The 21,858-nt window shown below is 62.9% G+C and carries 24 protein-coding genes; 19 read left to right on the top strand and 5 right to left on the bottom strand.

Annotated elements, in window-relative coordinates:
* Nucleotides 1–2 precede the first annotated feature (2 nt).
* The 5 genes from WFR25_RS01815 (at nt 3) to WFR25_RS01795 (ending at nt 5,771) form a co-directional block, all read left to right on the top strand.
* A complete protein-coding gene (locus WFR25_RS01815; RefSeq protein ID WP_336967953.1) occupies nt 3–971 on the top strand; it encodes a YihY/virulence factor BrkB family protein in 969 nt (322 codons plus the stop codon).
* Nucleotides 968–1,774 (top strand): enoyl-ACP reductase FabI, encoded by an 807-nt coding sequence (gene fabI / locus WFR25_RS01810; protein ID WP_336967951.1) that lies wholly within the window; start codon nt 968–970, stop codon nt 1,772–1,774. The genes WFR25_RS01815 and fabI overlap by 4 nt, the downstream gene beginning before the upstream one ends.
* Nucleotides 1,771–2,850, top strand: coding sequence for a chorismate synthase (gene aroC, locus WFR25_RS01805; protein WP_336967949.1), 1,080 nt, complete (start codon nt 1,771–1,773; stop codon nt 2,848–2,850). Before fabI ends, aroC begins: the two co-directional genes overlap by 4 nt.
* Nucleotides 2,851–3,115: 265 nt before the next feature.
* A complete protein-coding gene (locus WFR25_RS01800) occupies nt 3,116–4,897 on the top strand; it encodes an SLC13 family permease (RefSeq protein ID WP_336967947.1) in 1,782 nt (593 codons plus the stop codon).
* 88 nt (nt 4,898–4,985) lie between these two features.
* The gene (locus WFR25_RS01795) at nt 4,986–5,771 is read left to right on the top strand and encodes a PhzF family phenazine biosynthesis protein (protein ID WP_336967945.1); all 786 of its coding nucleotides are present in this window, start codon (nt 4,986–4,988) and stop codon (nt 5,769–5,771) included.
* Here WFR25_RS01795 and WFR25_RS01790 read toward each other — a convergent pair.
* The gene (locus WFR25_RS01790; RefSeq protein WP_336967944.1) at nt 5,768–6,877 is read right to left on the bottom strand and encodes a serine hydrolase domain-containing protein; all 1,110 of its coding nucleotides are present in this window, start codon (nt 6,875–6,877) and stop codon (nt 5,768–5,770) included. The two genes, WFR25_RS01795 and WFR25_RS01790, sit on opposite strands and share 4 nt — an antisense overlap.
* A 52-nt stretch (nt 6,878–6,929) precedes the next feature.
* Between WFR25_RS01790 and WFR25_RS01785 the strand changes: the two genes are divergently transcribed.
* Nucleotides 6,930–7,250, top strand: a complete 321-nt coding sequence (locus WFR25_RS01785) for a hypothetical protein (protein WP_336967942.1) — start codon at nt 6,930–6,932, stop codon at nt 7,248–7,250.
* Nucleotides 7,251–7,254: 4 nt separating this feature from the next.
* Here the strand turns inward: WFR25_RS01785 and mnmA are convergent, their stop codons facing one another.
* Nucleotides 7,255–8,361: a tRNA 2-thiouridine(34) synthase MnmA gene (gene mnmA, locus WFR25_RS01780; RefSeq protein WP_336974599.1), complete on the bottom strand. Its 1,107-nt coding sequence runs from the start codon at nt 8,359–8,361 to the stop codon at nt 7,255–7,257.
* A gap of 122 nt (nt 8,362–8,483) precedes the next feature.
* On the opposite strand from mnmA, the gene WFR25_RS01775 reads away from it, so the two are divergent.
* The 3 genes from WFR25_RS01775 (at nt 8,484) to WFR25_RS01765 (ending at nt 9,660) form a co-directional block, all read left to right on the top strand.
* The gene (locus WFR25_RS01775) at nt 8,484–8,789 is read left to right on the top strand and encodes a hypothetical protein (RefSeq protein WP_336967940.1); all 306 of its coding nucleotides are present in this window, start codon (nt 8,484–8,486) and stop codon (nt 8,787–8,789) included.
* Nucleotides 8,790–8,892: 103 nt separating this feature from the next.
* Nucleotides 8,893–9,192, top strand: coding sequence for a CtrA inhibitor SciP (sciP, locus tag WFR25_RS01770; RefSeq protein ID WP_336967938.1), 300 nt, complete (start codon nt 8,893–8,895; stop codon nt 9,190–9,192).
* A 210-nt stretch (nt 9,193–9,402) separates the two neighbouring features.
* On the top strand, nt 9,403–9,660 hold the full coding sequence (locus WFR25_RS01765) for a GlsB/YeaQ/YmgE family stress response membrane protein (RefSeq protein WP_336967937.1): 258 nt from the start codon (nt 9,403–9,405) through the stop codon (nt 9,658–9,660).
* Between the two features lie 89 nt (nt 9,661–9,749).
* On the opposite strand, the gene WFR25_RS01760 is transcribed toward WFR25_RS01765, so the two are convergent.
* A complete protein-coding gene (locus WFR25_RS01760) occupies nt 9,750–9,995 on the bottom strand; it encodes a GlsB/YeaQ/YmgE family stress response membrane protein (protein ID WP_336967936.1) in 246 nt (81 codons plus the stop codon).
* 205 nt (nt 9,996–10,200) lie between these two features.
* On the opposite strand from WFR25_RS01760, the gene WFR25_RS01755 reads away from it, so the two are divergent.
* The 5 genes from WFR25_RS01755 (at nt 10,201) to WFR25_RS01735 (ending at nt 17,657) form a co-directional block, all read left to right on the top strand.
* Nucleotides 10,201–11,373 carry an efflux RND transporter periplasmic adaptor subunit gene (locus WFR25_RS01755; RefSeq protein ID WP_336974597.1) on the top strand — a complete coding sequence of 391 codons (1,173 nt, stop codon included), beginning with the start codon at nt 10,201–10,203 and terminating at the stop codon, nt 11,371–11,373.
* Nucleotides 11,374–11,485: 112 nt separating this feature from the next.
* The gene (locus WFR25_RS01750) at nt 11,486–14,650 is read left to right on the top strand and encodes an efflux RND transporter permease subunit (protein ID WP_336967934.1); all 3,165 of its coding nucleotides are present in this window, start codon (nt 11,486–11,488) and stop codon (nt 14,648–14,650) included.
* A gap of 59 nt (nt 14,651–14,709) precedes the next feature.
* The gene (locus WFR25_RS01745) at nt 14,710–16,005 is read left to right on the top strand and encodes a DUF445 domain-containing protein (RefSeq protein WP_419723131.1); all 1,296 of its coding nucleotides are present in this window, start codon (nt 14,710–14,712) and stop codon (nt 16,003–16,005) included.
* A gap of 99 nt (nt 16,006–16,104) precedes the next feature.
* A complete protein-coding gene (locus WFR25_RS01740) occupies nt 16,105–16,875 on the top strand; it encodes an energy transducer TonB (RefSeq protein WP_336967932.1) in 771 nt (256 codons plus the stop codon).
* 131 nt (nt 16,876–17,006) lie between these two features.
* Nucleotides 17,007–17,657 carry a glutathione S-transferase family protein gene (locus WFR25_RS01735; protein WP_336967931.1) on the top strand — a complete coding sequence of 217 codons (651 nt, stop codon included), beginning with the start codon at nt 17,007–17,009 and terminating at the stop codon, nt 17,655–17,657.
* Here the strand turns inward: WFR25_RS01735 and WFR25_RS01730 are convergent.
* On the bottom strand, nt 17,621–18,073 hold the full coding sequence (locus tag WFR25_RS01730) for a winged helix-turn-helix transcriptional regulator (protein ID WP_336967929.1): 453 nt from the start codon (nt 18,071–18,073) through the stop codon (nt 17,621–17,623). The genes WFR25_RS01735 and WFR25_RS01730 overlap by 37 nt on opposite strands.
* A gap of 102 nt (nt 18,074–18,175) precedes the next feature.
* On the opposite strand from WFR25_RS01730, the gene WFR25_RS01725 reads away from it, so the two are divergent.
* Nucleotides 18,176–18,916 carry an SDR family oxidoreductase gene (locus WFR25_RS01725; RefSeq protein ID WP_336967928.1) on the top strand — a complete coding sequence of 247 codons (741 nt, stop codon included), beginning with the start codon at nt 18,176–18,178 and terminating at the stop codon, nt 18,914–18,916.
* Here the strand turns inward: WFR25_RS01725 and WFR25_RS01720 are convergent.
* A complete protein-coding gene (locus tag WFR25_RS01720; protein ID WP_336967926.1) occupies nt 18,913–19,596 on the bottom strand; it encodes a winged helix-turn-helix transcriptional regulator in 684 nt (227 codons plus the stop codon). The genes WFR25_RS01725 and WFR25_RS01720 overlap by 4 nt on opposite strands.
* A gap of 125 nt (nt 19,597–19,721) precedes the next feature.
* On the opposite strand from WFR25_RS01720, the gene WFR25_RS01715 reads away from it, so the two are divergent.
* The 4 genes from WFR25_RS01715 to WFR25_RS01700 are packed head-to-tail and all read left to right on the top strand — an operon-like array spanning nt 19,722 to nt 21,846.
* Complete coding sequence (locus WFR25_RS01715; protein WP_419723130.1) at nt 19,722–20,177, top strand: VOC family protein; 456 nt, start codon at nt 19,722–19,724, stop codon at nt 20,175–20,177.
* 29 nt (nt 20,178–20,206) lie between these two features.
* Entirely contained in the window at nt 20,207–20,638 is a 432-nt protein-coding gene (locus tag WFR25_RS01710) for a DoxX family protein (protein WP_336967924.1), read from the top strand.
* A gap of 30 nt (nt 20,639–20,668) precedes the next feature.
* Complete coding sequence (locus WFR25_RS01705) at nt 20,669–21,031, top strand: DUF1428 domain-containing protein (protein ID WP_336967923.1); 363 nt, start codon at nt 20,669–20,671, stop codon at nt 21,029–21,031.
* Nucleotides 21,032–21,057: 26 nt separating this feature from the next.
* Nucleotides 21,058–21,846, top strand: coding sequence for a VOC family protein (locus WFR25_RS01700; protein WP_336967921.1), 789 nt, complete (start codon nt 21,058–21,060; stop codon nt 21,844–21,846).
* The last annotated feature ends 12 nt before the right edge of the window (nt 21,847–21,858 follow it).

Raw genomic sequence — 21,858 nt, 5'->3', positions numbered from 1 at the left:
GCATGGTGCAACCTTCCCCGCATAGCCCCGAGTCGCGCCGCCACCGGCTGGCCAATCACACGCGCAATCATATCAACCGCCAGATCGACAGGGTGCGACCGGGTTCTTCCGCATTCGAGATATTCAAGCGGGTGGCCGTAGGCACCTATAGTGACGGGTTCATCCATGCCGGGAACCTCGCTTATCTCTCGTTGATGACGCTGTTCCCCTTCTTCATCGTCGCCGCGGCCGTCGCCAGCATTTTTGGCCGGACGCAGGACGGGATTTCCGCAGTCAACGCCTTCCTTACCACCGTGCCGCACGGTGTCGCCGATGTCGTGCGTCAGCCGATCAGTGATGTGCTGACCGCGCGGTCGGGGCCGCTGCTTTGGCTGGGCGGGCTGGTCGGCTTGTGGACCGTGGGCAGCCTCATCGAAACGATCCGCGATATCATGCGCCGCGCCTATGGAACGAAAAGTACCAAGTCCTTCTGGCATTACCGGCTGGGCGCGGTGGGCATCACGCTGGTCAGCGTGCTGGCGGTGATGTTCGCTTTTTCGATGCAGGTCATGATTACTGGCATCGACCAGTTTCTGCATCAGATCCTGCCTTTCGCGGACGATGCGATCGCGCTGGTATCGTCGCTGAAACTGGTGCCGATGGCGATATTATGCGTCGCCCTGTGGTCGCTTTACGTGTCGCTGACCCCTACGGCTTATAAGGGGCCTGAGTTTCCAAAATGGCCCGGCGCCATCGCCACAGCGCTGTGGTGGTTTGCCGTGACGCTGCTGTTGCCGCCCACATTATCGCTGCTGGGCGGCTATGATCGGACCTATGGCAGCCTGGCCGGTGTGATGATCACGCTCATTTTTTTCTTTCTCGTCGGGCTTGGCGTGGTAATTGGCGCGGAACTGAACGCGGCGCTCGCCGAATTCCCGACAGAGGAATCGCGTGAGACAGCCGACAAACAAGGGAATGAGACGGGAAAATGAACGGCTTGATGGCTGGCAAGCGCGGTCTGATCATGGGTCTGGCCAATGACAAGTCGCTGGCTTGGGGGATTTCCAAGGCGCTACATGCGCAGGGCGCGGAACTCGCCTTCGCCTATCAGGGCGAGGCGCTGGCGAAGCGGGTGCGCCCACTGGCGGCGGAGGTCGGATCAGACTTTCTGATCGATTGCGACGTGTCCGACATGGACAAGCTGGACGCTGCCTTTGCCGAGATAGAGGCAAAGTGGGGCGGGCTGGACTTCGTTGTGCATGCGATCGGCTTTTCGGACAAGAATGAGCTGCGCGGCCTCTATGTCGACACCAGCCTCGAAAACTTCCTGCTGACCATGAACATCTCCGCTTACAGTTTTGTGGCGGTGGCCAAGCGCGCCCGCGCGCTGATGCCCAATGGCGGCAGCATCCTGACGCTCAGCTATTATGGCGCGGAGAAGGTAATCCCGCACTATAATGTGATGGGCGTGGCGAAGGCGGCGCTGGAAACCAGCGTCAAATATCTGGCGATGGACCTGGGACCGGAGAATATCCGGGTGAACGCCATCTCCGCCGGGCCGATCAAGACGCTGGCCGCGAGCGGCATTGGCGATTTCCGCTATATCCTTAAGTGGAACGAGCTGAACTCGCCGCTGCGCCGCAACGTGACGATCGACGATGTGGGCGGCTCGGCCTTGTACTTGCTGTCTGATCTGGCCAGCGGCGTGACCGGCGAGATCCATCATGTCGATGCGGGCTATAACGTCATCGGCATGAAGGCCGAGGACGCACCGGACATCACGCTCGACACATGAGCTTCAACACATTCGGGCGCGTCTTTCGCTTCACCACCTGGGGGGAGAGCCATGGTCCCGCGATTGGGACCGTGGTCGATGGTTGCCCGCCGGGTCTGCCGTTGTCGGAGGAGGATATTCAGCCCTTCCTTGACCAGCGCAAGCCTGGCACATCGAAATTCACGACCCAGCGGCGCGAGCCGGATCAGGTCCGCATCCTGTCCGGCGTGTTCGAGGGGAAGACTACCGGCACGCCGATCAGCCTGATGATCGAGAATGTCGATCAGCGGTCGAAAGATTATTCGGACGTCGCCAAGGCCTATCGCCCCGGCCATGCCGATTATGCCTATGACGCCAAATATGGCTTTCGTGATTATCGCGGCGGCGGGCGTTCGTCGGCGCGCGAAACGGCGAGCCGGGTGGCGGCGGGCGCGGTCGCGCGCGCGGTGTTGGCTGAGGTCGATATTTTCGCCTGGGTCAGTGAGATTGGCGGCGACGCGATCGACCCGGCGCGCTTCGACCCCGAAGAGATTGGCCGCAATCCCTTTTTCTGCCCTGACCCGGAAGCGGCGAAGCGCTGGGAAGTGCTGGTGGATGCCGCGCGGCTCGACGGGTCGTCGCTTGGTGCGGTGGTGGAATGCGTCGCCAGCGGTGTGCCCGCAGGCTGGGGCGCGCCGCTCTATGCCAAGCTCGACAGCGAACTGGCGGCTGCGATGATGAGCATCAACGCGGTCAAGGGCGTCGAGATCGGCGATGGCTTTGCCGCGGCTCGTTTGCGCGGCGAAGAGAATGCCGATCCGATGCGGCCGGGTGTTGATGGCCCGACTTTCCTCGCCAATCATGCGGGCGGGATTGCCGGGGGTATTTCCACGGGCCAGCCGGTGAAGATACGGGTCGCGTTCAAGCCGACCAGTTCGATCCTGGTGCCGGTCGACACTGTCACGCGTGGGGGCGAGGCGTCCGAGATCATCACCAAGGGCCGCCATGACCCCTGCGTCGGCATCCGCGGCGTGCCGGTGGTCGAAGCGATGATGGCGCTGGTATTGGCGGATCAGAAGCTGCTGGATCGCGCCCAATGTGGTGATCTGGCTCGTTGATCGGGATGCGCCGGGCTGTTGCGGCGAACCCCCGGAACAATGCGGCGACCGGAAGCGCTACGGACTCGACGGGCCATCCGGCGGGGCGTAGAGTATTTCGGTCAGCGGCAATGCGAATGCAATGGGGAGCGTCACACCCTATCCGGGCAAGTGACGGTCAAAATGTCCCCTGAAGCCGCGATCTGGGCCAGTCATGGAAACATGACTGGCCCTTTTCGTTATGACCGTTCAAGAGACGCGACATCGCGATCGGGGGATTAAGGGAATGCAGGCTGTTGCCGCGCTGCTGGGCGCCTATCGCGCGGAAATCGGCCTTTTTGTCCTTCTCATCATGTTCGTGGAATTCGTGCGGGAGCGCTATCCCGCAACGGTCGTCGCGGTGCTGGGCGCGTGCGCCTATGCCGCGCTAGGGCTGATCGACGAAGAGGGGCTTTTCTCGGTCTTTTCAAACAGCGCGCCGCTGACCATCGGAGCGATGTTCGTGCTGACGGGCGCGCTGATCCGCACCGGAACGATCAACCGCGTCGCCGACATCATCATGGCGCGCGCTGAAAAACATCCGCGCCTTGCCATTGCAGAGGTCATGCTGGGCGGCACGATCGCGTCGGCTTTCCTGAACAATACGCCGGTCGTCGTGGTGATGATCCCGATCATCTTCAAGCTGGCGCAGGTAACGGGTGTGCCGGTCAAGAAGCTGATGATGCCGGTCAGCATCGTCGCCGTGCTGGGTGGGTGCCTGACCCTGATCGGCACATCCACCAACCTGATCGTGGCGGGGATCGCCCGCGAACAGGGCATGACGCCGTTCGGCATCTTCGACATCACGCCTTATGGCCTGGCAGGGGTCATCGCCGGGCTGGCAACATTGGTCGGCCTCTCCTTTCTTCTGCCGTCCGACCCGCCCGCGATCAGCGCGGAGGATGGCGGCAACGCACAGGATTATCTCACCGAACTGGTGGTGCGGCAGGATAGTGACCTTATCGGGCGCGAGATCGGGTCGCTGGGCGTCTTTGGCCGTTCGGTGGCGCTGCTGGCGTTGAAGCGTGGCGGGCAGATTCAGCGCGGCGATCTGGATGCAGAAGAACTGCGGGGCGGTGATCGGCTGATCGTCCGCGCCGACGGTACCGCAATCATGACGCTGCGCGAATCGGGCAGGTTCGAGATGGGGATCGCCGCCGACTCCGCGGCCCCCGCGAGCGAGGGGACGGTGATTGAGGCGATGGTCGCGCCCAGCCATCCTTCGATCGGCGAGCGCCTTGCCGACATTCCCTTCCTGCATGCGTTGCGGGTACGGATTATCGGCATCAACCGATCGCGCCATTTGCCGGGACCGGACCTGTCCGAGACGCGGGTGCGCGGGGCTGATCGGCTGCTGATTGCAGGCAGTGATGACGCGATACGATCATTGCGCGACAATCCCAACCTGATGGGTGTCGACATCAGCCGCACCCGCGCCTTTCGCCGGAACAAGGCGTGGATCGCGATCCTTTCTATGGTAGCGGTGGTGCTGTTCTCCGCGCTCAATATTATCAGCATCGGCCTGGCCGCGATCATCGCCATCGGCGTTATCCTGGCCGCGCGCTGTATCGACGGGGAAGAGGCGTGGGCAGCGATCGACGGCAATGTGCTGATCCTCATTTTTGCCATGCTGGCCGTGGGGATAGCGCTGGAACAGGCGGGCAGCGTCGCGCTGATGGTCGGATGGATCACGCCGCTGCTGAAGGTCGCGCCGGAATGGTCGCTGGTTTTCATCATCTATTTCTTTGCGCTGATCCTGTCGGAATTGCTGAGCAATAATGCGGTGGCGGCGCTGTTGACGCCGATCACTATTGCGCTGGCTCAGCAATTGGGGGTGGATCCGCGCCCGCTGGTGATCGCGCTGATGATCGGCGCATCGGCCTGTTTCGCGACGCCGATCGGCTATCAGACCAACGCGCTGGTCCATGCCGCCGGGGATTATCGCTTCGCCGATTTCGTGCGGATCGGCGTGCCGCTCAATCTGGTGGTGGGGCTGGCCGTCTGCGCATCGCTGGTTATGCTGGGATAGCCGCTTCAAAGCCATTGGGGTGAGGTCGGCCCTGCCATCGTTCAACGAGAGGTTGCATAAGATGGGCAGAGCCAAGCGAGGACTACCCATGACCAGCCTGCCCTTTTTTCAGGTCGATGCCTTTGCCGATGCGCCCTTCACCGGCAATCCCGCTGCCGTCATGCCGCTCGACACATGGCTGGCGGATGATGTGCTGCAAGCGATAGCGGCGGAGAACAACCTGTCCGAAACCGCCTTCGCCGTGGTGACACCCGATGATGCGGAGGCGGATTTTGCGCTGCGCTGGTTCACGCCCACGGTCGAAGTGAAGCTGTGCGGCCATGCGACGCTGGCGAGCGGGCATGTGCTGATTCAGGGAGATGCCATCCGCTTTCGCACGCGCCATGCCGGGGTGCTGACCGTCGAGCGGACGGGAGAACGCTATGCGCTGTCGCTCCCGGCCTGGAATGTGACGCCGCGCGCCATGCCCGATCTGGCGGCGGCGATGGGCGGAGAGGTGCAGGAATCCTTCTGGCGGGACGGTGGCTATACGATCTTCACCTATGCCGATGCAGCGGCGGTCCGCGCGCTAACCCCGGACTTCGCGGCGCTCCGCAAGGCGGGGGACATCATGTTCATCGCTACCGCGCCCGGCGAGGACAGCGACATGGTGAGCCGGGTATTCGTACCCGGCGGCGGGGTGGATGAGGACCCGGTGACGGGATCGGCCCATGGCCTCCTGACCCCCTTCTGGGCAGCGCGGCTGGGGCGCGATCGGTTGAGTGCGGTGCAGGCGTCGGCGCGGGGCGGGCGGCTCGAATGTTCGCTTCAAGGCGACCGGGCGATATTGAGCGGGGCGTGCCGGACGGTGATCGAGGGGCGGTTCTTTCTTTAGGCCGGAAACAGCCCGATCAGCTTGGCAAGACTTGCCCTGAGCGCGACGCGCTCTTCCTTGCGCGGGGACATGCCGATCCGCACGATCGTCAGCCGCTGGCTGGGCGAGACGAGGATATATTGGCCGTTATGGCCGACGCAGCCGAACAGGCTTGCCGGCGCTTGCCCCGGCATCAGCGCACTTTCATTGCTCTGGCGGTTGAGCCAGAGGTGGCCGCCATAGGCCGAATTGCGCTTTGACGGGCGGGTCATGAAGTCGATCCAGTTTTCCGCCACCATCTGATGTCCGCCGACGCGCCCATGATTGCGGAGCAATTCGCCGAACCGGCCATAGTCGCGCGCGGTCATGTGCAGGATCGATCCGCCGATCATCGTACCTGCGGCATCATATTCGGGAGTCAGGCTGGGGAGTTTCGCCGGAATCTTCAGCCGTCCGTCGATGAACTGCTGCATCGCCCGCTGACGCACGGCGGGATTTTCGCTGTTGGTGAGTTGGCGGGTCATCAGGTCCGACAGGATCATGGTCGTCCCGCTGCTGTAGGAATAGGTCGCGCCGGGCGTGTGCGCGAGCGGCTTTCCTTCGGCGAAACGAGCCATATCCTGCGCGCCGTCGGTGAACAGCATCCGTGTCGTGTCAGCGCTCGCCACCGGATCGGCCTCTTCTACATGGCCAAGGCCAGAGGACATGGTGAGAAGCTGGCGCAGGGTGATCCTGCCGCGCGGATCGCCCGGCTGGCTCCAGGCGGGCATGGGCACTGGCGAATCGAGTGCCAGCCGTCCGTCCGATACCATCAGGCCGACCAATACGGCGGTCACGCTCTTCGCCATCGACCAGGAGAGTAATTTGGTGTCGGGGCCAAAGCCCGGCGCATAGCGTTCCGCCACGATCCGTCCGCCTTGCATCACCAGTAAAGCGCGCGTTTTGCCCATGTCGGACTCACCATCGAAGATCGCGTCGATCGCGCTGCGCAGCGCGGTTTCGCCCGGCGCCGCGTCGGCCGCGACACTATAGAGCGGGGCGGGATCGGTTGCAGTCGCTAGTCCACCGCCGGCCAGCGCCAGCGCGAGGAGGCCAAGGCTTGCGCTCGCCCAGTGAATCGTCTTCATGTCCCATCCTTTAAGAACCACGGCCATAGCATGGGGATCGGAAAAGTTGAGCATGTCGCGTCGGCGCAAATGGATTTATGGGGCTGGTGCGTTTGGCTTTGTGCTGCTGGGCCTGCTCGTCTGGAACTGGAGCGCGCTGCGGGCGCATGCGGCGGTCGGTGCAGCCTATGGTGCGCGGATCGGCTGTTCCTGTCGCTATGTCGAGGCGCGCGACATGAAAAGCTGCGCGGCGGACAAGGAGCCGGGGATGGGCGTTGTGCATCTGGCGGATGTGCCGCAGGAGCGGGCCGTGACCGCCAGTGTTCCCCTGCTCGCATCGCGGAGCGCGCGGTTCAAGCCGGGCTGGGGTTGTCTGCTCGACCCTGTGGAATGACGCTTCAGGCGGCTTGCGTGATCGCCGCCTGTGTTTCTTCGATCCAGCCGCCGCCCAGCACCTGTTCGCCAGCGTAAAGCACGGCTGCCTGACCCGGCGATACGCCATATTCGGGTGCGTCGAAGATCAGCCGGTCCTCCTCCAGTCGGGCGGGGACGGGCTTGGCCATGGAACGAACCTTGGCCGTAAGGGCGCCGGAAAAATCGCCGCCCAGCCAGTTGATGCCGGACAGGCGCGCGCCCGCAACGGCCAGCGCCGCGCGCGGGCCAACGACCACGCGGCGCTCGTCTGCTTCGATCCGCACGACATAGAGCGGGTCGGGCTGGCCGCCAATGTCGAGGCCCTTGCGCTGACCCACGGTGTAATGGATGAGGCCGCGATGCTGCCCCAGCACGCGCCCGTCGATATGGACGAATTCGCCGCCGGTATCGGCGTCGGGCCGTAATGTGCGGACGATCTTGGCATAATCGCCATCGGGCACGAAACAGATATCCTGGCTGTCGGGCTTGAGCGCGACGGCAAGGCCCAGTTCCGCCGCGATTTCGCGGACCTGCGGTTTGGGCATCGCGCCCAGCGGGAAGCGCAGATAATCGAGCTGTTCCTGCGTGGTGGCGAACAGGAAATAGCTTTGGTCGCGGGCGGGGTCGGCGGCGCGGTGCAATTCCGCGCCGTTCGCGCCCTCCACCCGGCGAACATAATGGCCGGTGGCGAGGCAATCGGCGCCCAGATCGCGCGCGATCGAGAACAGATCGGTGAATTTCACCCCCATATTGCACTTCACGCAGGGGATGGGGGTGCGCCCGGCCATATATTCGTCCGCGAAATCGGCGATCACCGAATCGCGGAAACGGCTTTCATAATCAAAGACATAATGGGCGATGCCGATGCGGTCGGCGACCGCGCGCGCGTCGCGAATATCCTGACCCGCGCAGCAACTGCCGGTGCGGCCCACCGCCGCGCCATGATCGTAGAGCTGGAGCGTCACGCCGATCACTTCCGCGCCGGTACGCGCGGCGAGTGCCGCGACGACGCTGGAATCGACACCGCCCGACATGGCGACGACGATCCGCCGGGCGCTCAAGGGCGCGACAAGCTGAAATTCTGGCTGCATGGGGGCCATATAGGCGCGCCGGGCCACAGGTTCCAGCGCAATTAACCGCTGCTTCATCGCTCCTAACAGCATCTGACCGCCGGGTTTACGGACCCTTATGCTTTAGCGCGTACAACGCGTTCATGGACTTGAGTTTTCTTCGTAACGGCAAGCTGACGCCTGCCGATGCCACACCGGTAGAACGCATGCGCGTCGCGGTCTGGCCGTTCCTGCTGACCGCCCCGGCGGCGCTGCAGGCGGCCAGTCCGACCGCGCAAGCCATGGCCGATATCCTGCGGGGGCAGGAGGCGGACGAAAAGGACGATTGGGTTCAGTCGCTGGCCGATATTTTCGCGCCACGTGACCATGGGATGATCGAAGCCGACGGGCTTGAGGGCAGCTTTAATCCGCTGGTCGCGAGCCGTTTAAGGGTGGGGCAAAGAAGATGAAGGTCACGTTTACCGTGGCGCTTTAGCCGTTCTTCAGGGCTGAAAGCGCAAACAGGTTTCGTAATTGAATTCGGCAATGCCAGTGCCGCTTTTTGAGGTGATAATGATCGAGAACCAGAAAATCCGGCCTGCCCAGGTCGTCGGCCCACTGGGAGAACCGCTGACGCTGGATAGCCTGCCGCCCTCCAATACGACCCGCTGGGTCGTGCGGCGCAAGGCGGAGGTGGTCGCGGCCGTCAATGGCGGCCTGCTGACCGTCGATGAGGCGTGCGCCCGCTATTCCCTGACGCTGGAGGAGTTCGCCAGCTGGCAGCGCGCGGTCGACCGATCGGGGATGCACGGGCTGCGTGTCACTCGTATTCAATATTATAAGTCGCTTTACGAGCGGCAGCAGAAATTCTGATCGCGCGTCCAGTCTCCCAGGCATAACCGCTTCCCAGGCGTGACGATAATGGCCGCCCGGTTTCAACCGGGCGGCTTTTTTGTTGCCATTGCGTTACACAAATGGTTGCCCAGCCGGAATTATCGCGGGGGCGCGGGAACGGGAAGCCTCGTTCGCCGTTGAACCTTTCAGAAGCCCGCAGACAGGGGGCGTTGGCAAGGAGATTATGTCATGGGTATCATTCTTTGGTTGATCGTGGGTGGTGTCATCGGCTGGCTTGCCAGCATGGTCATGCGGACGGACGCGCAGCAGGGCATCCTGCTGAATATCGTCGTCGGCATCGTTGGCGCCTTCATCGGCGGCCTGATTTTCAGCGGCGGTTCGATCAATAATGCTGGCCTGACGCTCTACAGCTTCCTGGTTTCGCTGGCTGGTGCGATCATCCTGCTCGCAATCGTCAATCTGGTACGTCGCGGGTCGGTGCGCTAATCGCCTGACTGGACCTTCCCCCGCACGATGCGGCAATATATGACTGGAAAGCCTCGTTGGTTTCAGGACCGGCGGGGCTTTTCCCATCGCTATTTTTTTATGAAGAACCGATAGCCGACCAATATCGCCACCGCCCCCAGGGTTGCGGTGATGAAGCCTGCCTGTTCGTCCGCGCGATACAATCCCGCCAGACGGCCGACATAGCCTGCCAGCAGCGCGCCCGCGATTCCCAGCAACATGGTGATGACGCAGCCGCCCGGATCACGGCCCGGCATGATCAGCTTTGCAATCGAACCGGCCAGCAGTCCGATCACGATCCAGCCCAATATCTCCATCCCTCACCCCTCACGTCTTTCGAATGTTACGATAGCGCCACGAAAGGGGGTGTTTGGCAAGGGGGGCGTGAATCGCGCGCATGGATGACACAGGGCAACCGTTCGGCTGAGAGGGGCTAATTTTCCGGCTTGAGCATGGTGATCTATTCGGATAATACAGCGCGACAAAGGGGGCGGGATGCCCGTCGGAACAGATCGGATCGGGATGAACTACGAAACGCACTTCGCCAGCGATGCGCTCGGCGGGATGGACGCGGATGATGCGCGCGCGATCAAGCGTCGGCGCATCATCATCGCGGCCGTTGTCATATTGGCATTGGTGGCGATCGCTTCCTGGGTTGCGATACGTGGCCAGGGCGCGGCTGCGCCAGTCGAAGTCGGAGTGCAAGTGCCCGTAGTGACGGTTGTCACGCCCGGCCGCTCCACCGTCGATCGCACCGTGACCACGACCGGATCGCTCGGCGCGCGGATTGACATGCCCGTCGGTGTGGTCGGTGAGGGCGGGCAGGTGACGCGCGTACTCGTTCAGCCGGGCGATTGGGTCACGGAGGGGCAGGTGCTGGCCGTCCTCGAACGGTCTGTCCAGTCCGAACAGGTTCGCTCGCTCGCTGCGCAGGTAGAGGTGGCGCGTGCCGATGCCAAGCTGGCGCAGGCACAGCTCGACCGCGCCAAGTCGCTGGTGGGCCGCGGCTTCATCAGCCAGGCCGATATCGACCAGCGGACCGCGACCCGTGACGCCGCCGCCGCGCGTGTCAATGTCGCCATCGCCCAGTTGGGCGAGCAGCGCGCCCGCACTGGCCGTCTGGATATTCGCGCGCCCGCCGCAGGCCTGGTCCTGACCCGCACGGTTGAACCGGGCCAGATTGTCGGATCGGGCAGCGGCGTTCTGTTCCGCATGGCCAAGGGCGGTGAGATGGAGATGCGCGCGCAGGTGAGCGAGGGCGATCTTCAAACGCTGCGCGTCGGCAATCGCGCCATGGTGACGCCGGTTGGCGGCAAGGACAGCTTCGCCGGACAGGTCTGGCAGGTGTCGCCGGTGATCGATCCACAGAACCGGCAGGGCATCGCCCGGATCGCCATCCCTTATAATCCTGCGCTCCGGCCCGGCGGCTTTGCCTCTGCGTCGATGATCAGCGGGTCGGGTACGGCTCCGCTGTTGCCCGAATCGGCCGTGCAAAGCGATCCCAAGGGCAGTTTCGTCTATATCGTTGATGCCAAGAACATGGTGCAGCGTCGCGATGTGACCGTCGGCCAGGTGTCTGATGCGGGTGTCGCGGTGACGAGCGGTATTACGGGCAGCGAAAAGATCGTGACCTCCGCCGGCGCCTTCCTGACCCCAGGACAGAAGGTGAAACCGGAATTGTTGAAGGCGACATGAAGGTGGACGGCGCCCGTCGGACCGATGGGCGTCGTCGAACACGATCAAGGCGCATAAGATGCGTCGCCATGTTTGAAGAGGGCGCGGTGCGTCCGGCGAAGGAAAGCCGATCATGAGTTTCCGCAACATGTCCGCATGGGCCATCCGTAACCCGGTGACGCCGTTGGTGATTTTCGCGGCGCTGGTGCTGGCGGGGCTGATCAGCTTCTCCCGGATGGACGTCAATAACAATCCCGACATCAGCTTTCCGCTGGTCAACGTCATTGTCAGCCAGCCCGGCGCCGCGCCCACCGAACTGGAAACCCAGGTCACGCAGCGGGTCGAAGCCGCCGTGCGGGCGATCAGCGGGGTGGACGAAATCACGTCCATCGCGCTGGAAGGCCAGTCGCGCACATTTGTCCAGTTCCAGATCGGTACCCCGATCGACCGGGCGGTCAGCGACGTCAAGAATGCAGTCGACCAGATCCGCAGCGACCTGCCGGAAGGGATATTGGAACCGCAGGTCATGCGCGAGGATATCGACGGTGGGCCGATCGCCTATTTCAGCGCCGAAGCGACCGACATGACGCTGGAGGAGCTGTCCTGGTATGTCGATAACACGGTCGCCAAGCGGCTGCTGTCGATCAGCGGCATGGCTGCGGTCAAGCGGGGTGGCGGTGTCAGCCGCGAAATCCGCGTCATCCTGGATCCTGCAAAGCTCCAGTCGCATGGCATCACCGCGGCGCAGGTTAATCAGCAACTGCAACAGGTGAACCTGAATGCGGCGGGCGGCCGCACCGAGATCGCTGGCGCCGAACAGTCGATCCGCGTGCTGGGCAATGCCCGTAATGCGCGTGACCTGGGCCAGACGCAGATCGCGATTTCCGGCGGGCGTGTCGCAAAACTGGCCGACCTTGCCACGGTGCGTGACATGTATGCCGAACAACGCTCGATCGCGCTGATGAACGGTCGACAGGTGACTAGCTTCAGCATGGAGAAGGCCAAGGGGTCGTCGGACGTCACCGTCTATGACGAGTCGATGAAGGTCCTCGACAAGTTGCAGAAGGAAAATCCAAAGGTTCGCTTCAAGCAACTTTACACCAGCGTCGATTATACCAAGGAGCAATATCATTCGGCAATGGCCGCGATGATCGAGGGCGCCGTGCTGGCGGTGGTCATCGTCTTCCTGTTCCTGCGCGACTGGCGCGCGACGATGATTTCCGCGCTTGCGATTCCGCTGTCGGCGATCCCGTCCTTCTGGTTCATGGATATGATGGGCTTTACGCTGAACGGCATCTCGCTGCTGGCGCTGAGTCTTGTCGCGGGCGTGCTGGTCGATGATGCGATCGTGGAGATCGAGAATATCGTGCGTCATATGCGGATGGGCAAAAGCGCCTATCAGGCGTCGATCGACGCGGCGGATGAAATCGGCCTGGCCGTGTTGGCCACCACCATGGCGATCGTCGCGGTGTTCCTGCCCGTAGCGTTGATGCCCGGTATTTCGGGGCAATTCTTCATCCAGTTCGGCATGACCGTGGTCGTTTCCGTGCTGATGAGCCTTGCCGTCGCGCGCCTGATCACGCCGATGATCGCTGCCTATTTCCTCAAGGCCCATGGCGAGGAAAGTCATGGCGAAGGCTGGTTGATGGACCGTTATATGAGCGTGTTGCGCTGGTCGCTGGACGAGCGGCGGGCGATTGCCCATCGCGCCAGAGGCGGCTGGCACCGCTTCACCGCGATCTTCCTGGACCATCGTATGTGGACGGTCGGCTTCGGTTTCCTGGCCTTCATCGCCACGATCATCGCCTTTGCCACGCTGCCGATGACCTTCCAGCCGATCACCAACACCGATTTCAGCCAGGTGAAGATCGAGACGGTGCCGGGCAGCACGTTGGCGCAAACCACGGCCATCACTCGCAAGGTGGCGGACATGCTGGCTGCCGACACCGATGTCGTTGACGCCGCCTTTGCCGATATCGAGACGAGCAGTGCCGACATTTTCCTGACGCTCAAAAAGGATCGGCCGATGTCGTCGGTGGATTGGGAGCGCAAGGTTGCGCCCAAGTTCCAGACCGTGGCCGACGCGCGGGTCAATTTTCAGTCGCAGTCGGGTGGCGGCTTTGGCCGCGACATCATCATGATGTTCGGGTCTGATGACCCGGTAAAGCTGGAGTCGGTCGCCAATCAACTGGTCGCGCAGATGACCGGAATCAAGGAATTGCGCGCACCGCGGGTTGCGGGCGACATGCAACGGCCGGAGATCATCATCAAGCCGCGCATGGATCTGGCCGCCAGCATGGGCGTGACTACGTCGGCGCTGAGCCAGACGATCCGCATCGCGACGATCGGGGAGATCGACCAGAACAGCGCCAAATTCTCGCTGTCCGATCGCCAGATTCCGATCCGTGTCGCCATCGCCGAGGATAGCCGCAAGGATATCGCCACGATCGAGAATATGCCCGTGCCAACGGTCAACGGTGGTTCCGTGCCCCTGAAGGTGGTTGCCGATATTGGTTTTGGCGCGGGACCAACGCAGATCCGGCGCTATAACCAGATCCGCCGTATCGTCGTGGGTGCGGATCTGGCGCCGGGCATCGTCACCAGCCAGGCCATGCAGAAGATCAATGCCTTGCCGCTGATGAAGGCCCTGAATGAAGGCCGCATTGCGGACGTGCAGAAGATCAATGCCGGGGACGCCAAATGGCAGGCGGAGATGCTCGGCAACTTCGTCGTCGCCGTCATATCGGGCATCCTGTTGGTGCTGGCGGTGCTGGTGCTGTTGTACAAGCGGATCATGCCGCCCTTCGTAAATCTGGGATCGCTGTTGCTGGCGCCGCTGGGGGGCGCGATTGCGCTGCACCTTACCGGACAGCCGCTGTCGATGCCGGTGTTCATCGGGCTGCTCATGCTGTTGGGGATCGTAGCCAAAAACTCCATTCTGGTCATCGACTTCGCGCTGGAGGAGATGGAGAAGGGCGTGCCCAAGTTCGAGGCGATCGTGGACGCCGGGCACAAGCGCGCGCAACCGATCGTCATGACCACGGTGGCGATGGTCGCGGGCATGGTGCCCACGGCATTGTCGCTGTCGGGTGACGGAGCATGGCGCGCGCCCATGGGCATCACCGTGATCGGCGGCCTGTTGCTGTCGACGGTGCTGACGCTGGTGATCGTGCCTGCGACCTTCAGTCTGGCGATCGCGATTGAAAGCTGGGTCGGACCACGGCTGGGCGATCGCCTGCTCACCTACAAAAAGGGGGATGATGCCGCTCATCCGGGTGAAGTGCAGCCAGCGGAGTAAAATCCGCATCGATGGGGGGCTTCCCCTGAACGAAACGGGCGCGTAACCGTTTAGGGACCATGAAGCTGCTGCGCGACCTTCGGCCGATTGGGCTGCCCCTGTCATCGGCCCTTCCATCGTCCCTGACTTTGGCTCACCCCGCGCGGCGGATGCGGATGGTCGCCACGGCGATGTTGCTGGCGATGGCGCTCCTGTTCATCGCTGCACGCATGATCGGCCCGGTGCATCCGGTGGTTGGTTTCATTCAGGCCTTTGCCGAAGCGGCGATGGTCGGTGGCCTCGCCGACTGGTTTGCCGTCACCGCGCTGTTTCGCCATCCGCTGGGCCTGCCGATCCCGCATACCGCGATCATCCCGCGCAACAAGGACCGGATCGGCGACACGCTGGCAATTTTCCTGCGCGACAATTTCCTGACGCCTGCCGTCGTCGCGCGGCGGATGGGCGGGCTGGACGTGGCGGCGGCGGCCGGGCGCTTCCTTGCCAGCCCATCGGCCAGTGACGGGCGGTTGCGGCAGGGCGCATCGCGCCTGGTTGCCGACATGATGGAGGCGCTGGATCAGGAACGGCTTGGTGGGATGGTAAAGGGCGCGATCGCCCAGCGGCTGCGCGCCATCAACCTCGCCCCGCTGATCGGCCAGGCGATCGAGGCGGCGATGCGCGACGGGCGGCATGGGCCGGTGATGGACGGCATCATCCACTGGGCCGACAAGACGCTGGAGGCCAATGACCATCTGATCCGGCAAATAGTGCATGACCGGGCGGGCAAGATCATGCGCTGGACGGGGCTGGACGAAAATCTGGCCAATGCGATCATTGACGGGTTGCGCAAGATGCTGGCCGATATGGCGGATGACCCCGGCCACAGCCTTCGCCTGAAGGCGGAGGAGGGGATGCAAAAACTGGCCTCCGACTTACAGTTCGACATCGTGATGCAAGCGAAGGTAGCGAAGGTCCGGGACGAGATTGTCGACAACCCCGCCATGCAGCGCTGGATCGACGGCTTGTGGGAACAGGGCCGGGCCGGGTTGCTGCGGGCCGCGCGGGACCCTGGCGCGGCGATGGCCGGGCGGCTGGGTGAGGCACTGCGCCAACTGGGCGGGACGCTGCAATCCGATGCGCGGTTGCGTGCGCTTATCAACCGTTTCGTCCGGCGGACGGCGGTGGGGGCGACGGCGAGCTATGGCGACGCGATCGTGACGCTGGTGAGCGAGACGGTGCGCGGCTGGGATGCTGGAACGGTGACGAGCCGATTGGAAAATGCCGTCGGCCGCGACCTGCAATATATTCGCATCAATGGGACGCTTGTGGGCGGACTGGTGGGCGTCCTTATCCATGTGATCGACGTCTCCTTTTAGCATTTTGGGCGGTCGATGATTTCACTTGCGTTCGCAATGTTATGTTATACCATTATCATAGTTTCTGCGCAGATAGGCGGAAGCATAAGGAGATGGAGCATGACCAAAGGCGATAAGGTGATGACCGGATGGCGGCACGGCCGCGCGATGCTGGCGAGTGGGCATGGCTCGACCATAGGCTTTGGGCGCGGACGGGTTGCCGACGCGGTCGATGATTCGGGATCGCGCTATGGCGGGGGTAAGGGGTCGCCTTTCGGCCTTGGCGGCGCGATTGCCGTGCACGCGCTGGCGGTTGGCGTGTTCCTGCTGGTTCCGCGCACGGTCTATGAGACCTATATGCCCGCCAGTCTCACGGGGACCAATATTCCCATCGATCTACCGCCCCCTGAAATCGTGCCGGATACGCCGCCCAAGGCGGACAGCAAAGCCCGGATCGAGCAAACGACCACGCCCGACACCCTCGTCAATGTTCCCACCGACGACACCTTGCGCGTGCCCGACATTCCGCTCACACCGCTGCCCGGTGACGGCGGCACGGGGATAATCCCGCAACCAGAGTTGCCGCCGATCCCCGCCCCCGTGCTTGTGGAAGCGCAGATCGATGCGCGCGCCCTTCGCGCCTTCCAGCCCGATTATCCCGGCGCGATGATCCGCCTGAACGAAGAGGGGAAGGTGACAGTGCGCGTGACCATCGGTGCGGACGGGCGCATCACGGACATCGAGCGGCTGTCCGCCAGCAATGACGCCTTCTGGATCGCAACCGAGCGGCACGCGCGCAAAGCCTGGCGCTTCCGCCCGGCGACCCGGGACGGCGTGCCAGTGACTGGGACCAAGATACTGACCGTCTATTTCAAGCTGGAAGGGCGGTAGGCTTACGGTGCGCCGCCGTCTCCATGGCGGAGATGGCGGCGCGTCGCTTCCTCTCTGGAAAGCGCTTGTTCGACTTCCCGGTGTCAAACGGCTATTTGGCGGGGGTATCGTGCAATCATCGGAGCCTAGCGATGACCATCACCATCACCGCCTTTGAACGATCTCCCGATCGCGGCCAAGGACTGGCGCGCGACATGCGTGTTCGCTGGGCGCTCGAAGAAGTAGGCCAGCCTTACGACGTTCGACTTCTTTCATTTGCTGAGATGAAGGAGCCCGCGCATCGGGCGTTGCATCCTTTCGGGCAGATTCCCACCTATGAAGAAGGCGATCTCGCCTTGTTCGAGTCGGGAGCCATCGTGTTCCATATCGCCGGGCGCCATGCGGGCCTGCTGCCTGACGATGCCAATGCCCGGGCGCGCGCGATCACATGGATGTTTGCCGCGCTCAACACGATGGAACCGCCGATTTTCGATCGCTCAATCGCCATATTCGTAGAACGCGACAAGGTCTGGTATGAGGAGCGCCTGGCGCTCCTCAAGGATCGAATCCGTGGCCTGCTGAACGCATTGTCCAGTCACCTTGGCGATGCCGAGTGGCTCGACGGGGCGTTCAGCGCCGCTGATCTGTTGATGGTGACGGTGCTGCGCAGTTTGAACGGATCGGGCCTGTTGGAGGAATATCCGAATCTTCCGGCCTATATAGCCCGTGGTGAAGCACGGCCTGCCTATCAACGGGCTTTCGACGATCAACTGGCGGTTTTCAACGCTGCATCGGTCGGCTGATAGTCCGCCCTATCATCAAATGCCTGCCGTGCGGCATCGACTTCGCCCAGATGCTTTTCCGCCCAGATCCATACACCACAAAAGGCGGCGCTCAGTGTATTGCCCATCGGTGTCAGGGCATAGTCGACGCGCGGAGGAACGACCGGGAAGACGGTGCGGGTGACCAGGCCGTCGCGCTCCATGTGGCGCAGGGTCTGGGTCAGCATCTTCTGGCTGATGCCGTCTACCGCTTTGCCTATGGCCGAAAAGCGGGCGGGGCCGTTTTCCTCCAGCACCTCCAGAATCAACATGGTCCATTTGTCAGCGATCCGGCCGATCAGGTCGTTGACCAGCGCATCGACGCGCGGGTCGGTTTCCGGCGGTGGAGGGGGAAAGGCTGCATATTTTTCGGCCCATGTTTCCGTTGAAATCGCCATTTCTTTCCTGATGGTATGTATGGCACAAAAAGGTGCCTGCTTTCCAAAAGAGAGCATAGGTCTAGATTGTGTTTCAGGCAATTGATCTGACGGAGGCGCATCATGGACATCAGCGGCAACACCATTCTCATCACCGGCGGCGGGTCGGGCATCGGCAAGGCGCTCGCGCGCGAATTTCATGGGGCAGGGAACAAGGTCATCATCGCCGGACGGCGGCAAGCCGTGCTGGACGCGGTGGTTGAACAGTTCCCCGGCATGGCGGCGATGGCGGTCGATATGGGCGACGCAGCGTCGATCGCCGACTTCGCTGCGCGACTGCTGGTCGAGCATCCGGCGCTGAACGTCGTCATCCACAATGCTGGCGTCATGGTGGCCGAGGATAAGATCGACCTGCCCATCGCGGAAGTGACGGTTGCGACCAATTTACTGGGGCCGATCCGGCTGACGCATGCGCTGCTTCCCCATTTTCTGGCGCAACCCAAGGCGGCGATCCTGACCGTTTCGTCGGGACTCGCGTTCGTGCCACTGGTGGCGACGCCGACCTATGACGCGACCAAGGCGGGTATCCATGGCTGGTCGATGGCGCTGCGTGAGCAGTTGCGCGGCACCGGGGTCGAGGTGATCGAAATCGTACCGCCCGGCGTGCAGACCGACCTGATGCCCGGCCATGCCGACGATCCGCAGATGATGCCGCTGGAGGCGTTCATTGAGGAGACGATGGGCCTGTTGCGGCAACAGCCAGCGCCAAGCGAGATCTGCGTCGAGCGGGTGATGTTCCTGCGCGGGGCCGATCGGCGGGGAGAGTATGGCCGGGTGTTCGCTGCGCTGAACGGACTGGGCTAAGGTTTGGCGGGGGCCGTTACCACCTCCGCCGGAGGCGCCTTGGGGGGAAGCGGGAAGAGGCGGACGAAGCGTTCGGCGAGTGCGCGGTCGCCGGTGACGGTCATGGCGGAGGCGACCGCCTCGAACGGCTGGCCGCCATAGACAATGCCGGCCAGCGCATTCTGGTCGCCATCGAAGATCACTGCTGCACCGTCGATAGTCCCGCGATCGAGGTGAAAGTCGCCATCGGCAATCTCTGCCCGGAACGTCTCGTCGCCGAAGCGGAAACCGATGGTTGCGTTCAGGTCGCCCAGCGCGGCGCGGTCGATCATGGTCCGCATCGACAGCACGACCGAAGAGGCGCTCATCGGCATCCCCGCTTCCATCAATGGAGAGCGGCAGGCCCAGCGGCCCAAGACCTGGAACAGGATTTCCGACTCGCGGCCCCAGTCAGTGAGGTCGTAAATCTGGCTGGCGGCGGGCGGAGGCAGGCGGCGGCGGACGACAATCGCTGCCGCTTCCAGCTCCTCCAGCCGCTGCGTCAGCACATTGGCGCTGATTCCGGGCAATCCGGCGCGCAGGTCAGTGAAGCGCTTCGGTCCCAGTATAAGCTCGCGCATGATCGGCATCGCCCAGCGATCTCCGATAATGTCCAGCGCGTGCGCGGTGGCGCATCCGTCCAGATAGGCTCTTTTCTTCACTTGTTTCGACTCATGGTTAGTTTTTATAACTTAATAGTTGCAATATATAATCACGATTGGCACAAGGTTCAAGCAGGCGATTCGAAAGGCAATCAGGACCGCCGCCAGAAATGGGTTTGAGGAGAATGATGATGGCGAATGCAGCCCCCTTTTCAAAAATGATTTTCGTCAACCTGCCCGTGACCGACCTGAAGGCTTCGACAGCTTTCTATGAAGCGGTGGGCGCGACCCGGAATGATGATTTCGCGGATGACAGCGCGCAGATGATCAGCTTTTCCGACACGATCCACGCCATGTTGCTGACGCATGAGCGGTTCAACAGCTTCACCAGCCGCACAATTCCCGATGCCCATGCAACCGCACAGGTGATGCTGGCGTTGAGCGAGGCAAGCCGGGAGGATGTGAGCGTGACGGTGGAGAAGGCGCTGGCCGCAGGCGGGACCGAACCCAACCCGGCGCAGGACCATGGCTTCATGGTCAGCCGCAGCTTTGCCGACCCCGATGGCCATATCTGGGAGGTGCTGTGGATGGACATGGAAGCGGCGATGGCGACCCGGACGGAGGACGCGCCCGCCGCTTGAACCATGCCCGTCGAACGAGGAGAGGTTCCATGGCGACGATCGCCGCACATAATCCGGCAGCGACCATATCGCGGGCCGCAAACGCAATGAACCGGGCTGGATGGGCGCTCACGACGCTGGTTCTGCTGTTTCTGACCTTCGATGCCGCAATCAAGCTGGTCGCGCTGCCGGTGGTGATGGAAACGCTGGCGCCGCTGGGCTGGCCGACGGATACGGGCACGGCACGAATGCTGGGCGTCCTGCTCGTCATTCCCGTTCTGCTCTATGGCTGGCCGCGCACCGCCTTTTTTGGAGCGGTGCTGCTCACGGCCTATCTGGGCGGCGCAGTGGCTACGCATGCGCGGATCGGCAGTCCGCTCGCTACGCACACACTGTTCGGCGTTTATGTCGGGCTGTTGATGTGGGCGGGCCTGTGGTTGCGCGCGCCGTCGCTGCGGGCGCTGATGCCCGTTCGCCGGTAATGACATTACCCAAGCATAAGGAGAGAGACGATGAGCTATATGGACGGTTTCGTGATCCCCGTGCCGAAGGGGAACCGGCAAGCCTATAAGGACATGGCGGCGATGGCCGCGCCTGTCTTCCTGGAACATGGCGCGACCCGCGTGGTCGAATGCTGGGGCGACGACATCAAGGAAGGGAAGGTCAACGACTTCCGTACCAGCGTGATTGCCGAAGAGGGGGAGGAGGTCGTCTTCTCCTGGATCGAATGGCCCTCAAAAGAGGTGCGCGACGCGGGGTCCGCGAAGGTGATGGCGGACGAACGGATGAAGCCAAAAGAAGGGCAGGAAATGCCCTTTTCCGGCGCGCGTTTGATTTATGGCGGCTTTGCCGTGTTGCTGGACGAACGGGCCTAATCCCAACCCTTTTCAGGAGACGGACGATGAGCAAGCTTGATGGCACATTTTTCTGGGTCGAGCTGATGACCAGCGACCCGCAGGCGGCGATCGCCTTTTACAGCGACGTAATCGGCTGGAGGAGCGAGCCTTTCGGACCGGATGGCGGCTATACCGTCGTCAGCGGTAGCGCCGGGGGCATGGGCGGGATCATGGCGATCCCCGCGGAGGCCAAGGATTGCGGGATGAGTCCCTGGTGGGGCGGCTATATCGGATCGTCGGATGTCGATGCCGATGTGGCACGCCTGAGCGCGGCGGGTGGCAGCGTGCGGCGCCCGGCGGATGATATTCCGGGTGTGGGCCGCTTTGCGGTGATGGGCGATCCGGGCGGGGCGACCTTCATGCTCCTGAAGGGTTCCAGCCCGGATGGGATGGACGCGCCGCCGCCGATGGCCATCGGCCATGTCGGCTGGCATGAACTGCACAGCGGAGATTTCGACGCGGACCTAGCCTTCTACACCAGCCAGTTCGGCTGGGCGAAGGGCGAGGCGATGGATATGGGACCGATGGGAACCTACCAGCTTCTGTCCGCGACCGGCGGTACGGATTTCCAGAACATGACCGGCGCGATGATGCGCAAGCCCGCCGAAATGCCGGCGCCGATGTGGCTGTTCTACTTCACGGTCGCCGACATCGATGTGGCGTATGCGAAGGTGACGGCGGGCGGCGGCACGGTCATTGAAGGACCCATGGAGGTGCCGGGCGGCGCGTGGATTGTACAGGCGCTCGACCCGCAGGGTGCGATGTTCGCGATTGTCGGCATGAAGGCTGGCTGAAGGAGAGAAGCG

Source organism: Sphingobium aromaticiconvertens, from assembly GCF_037154075.1.
Lineage (GTDB): Bacteria > Pseudomonadota > Alphaproteobacteria > Sphingomonadales > Sphingomonadaceae > Sphingobium > Sphingobium aromaticiconvertens.
Note: the sequence above shows the minus strand (reverse complement) of the source record. Positions and strands in the feature narration are given on the sequence as shown.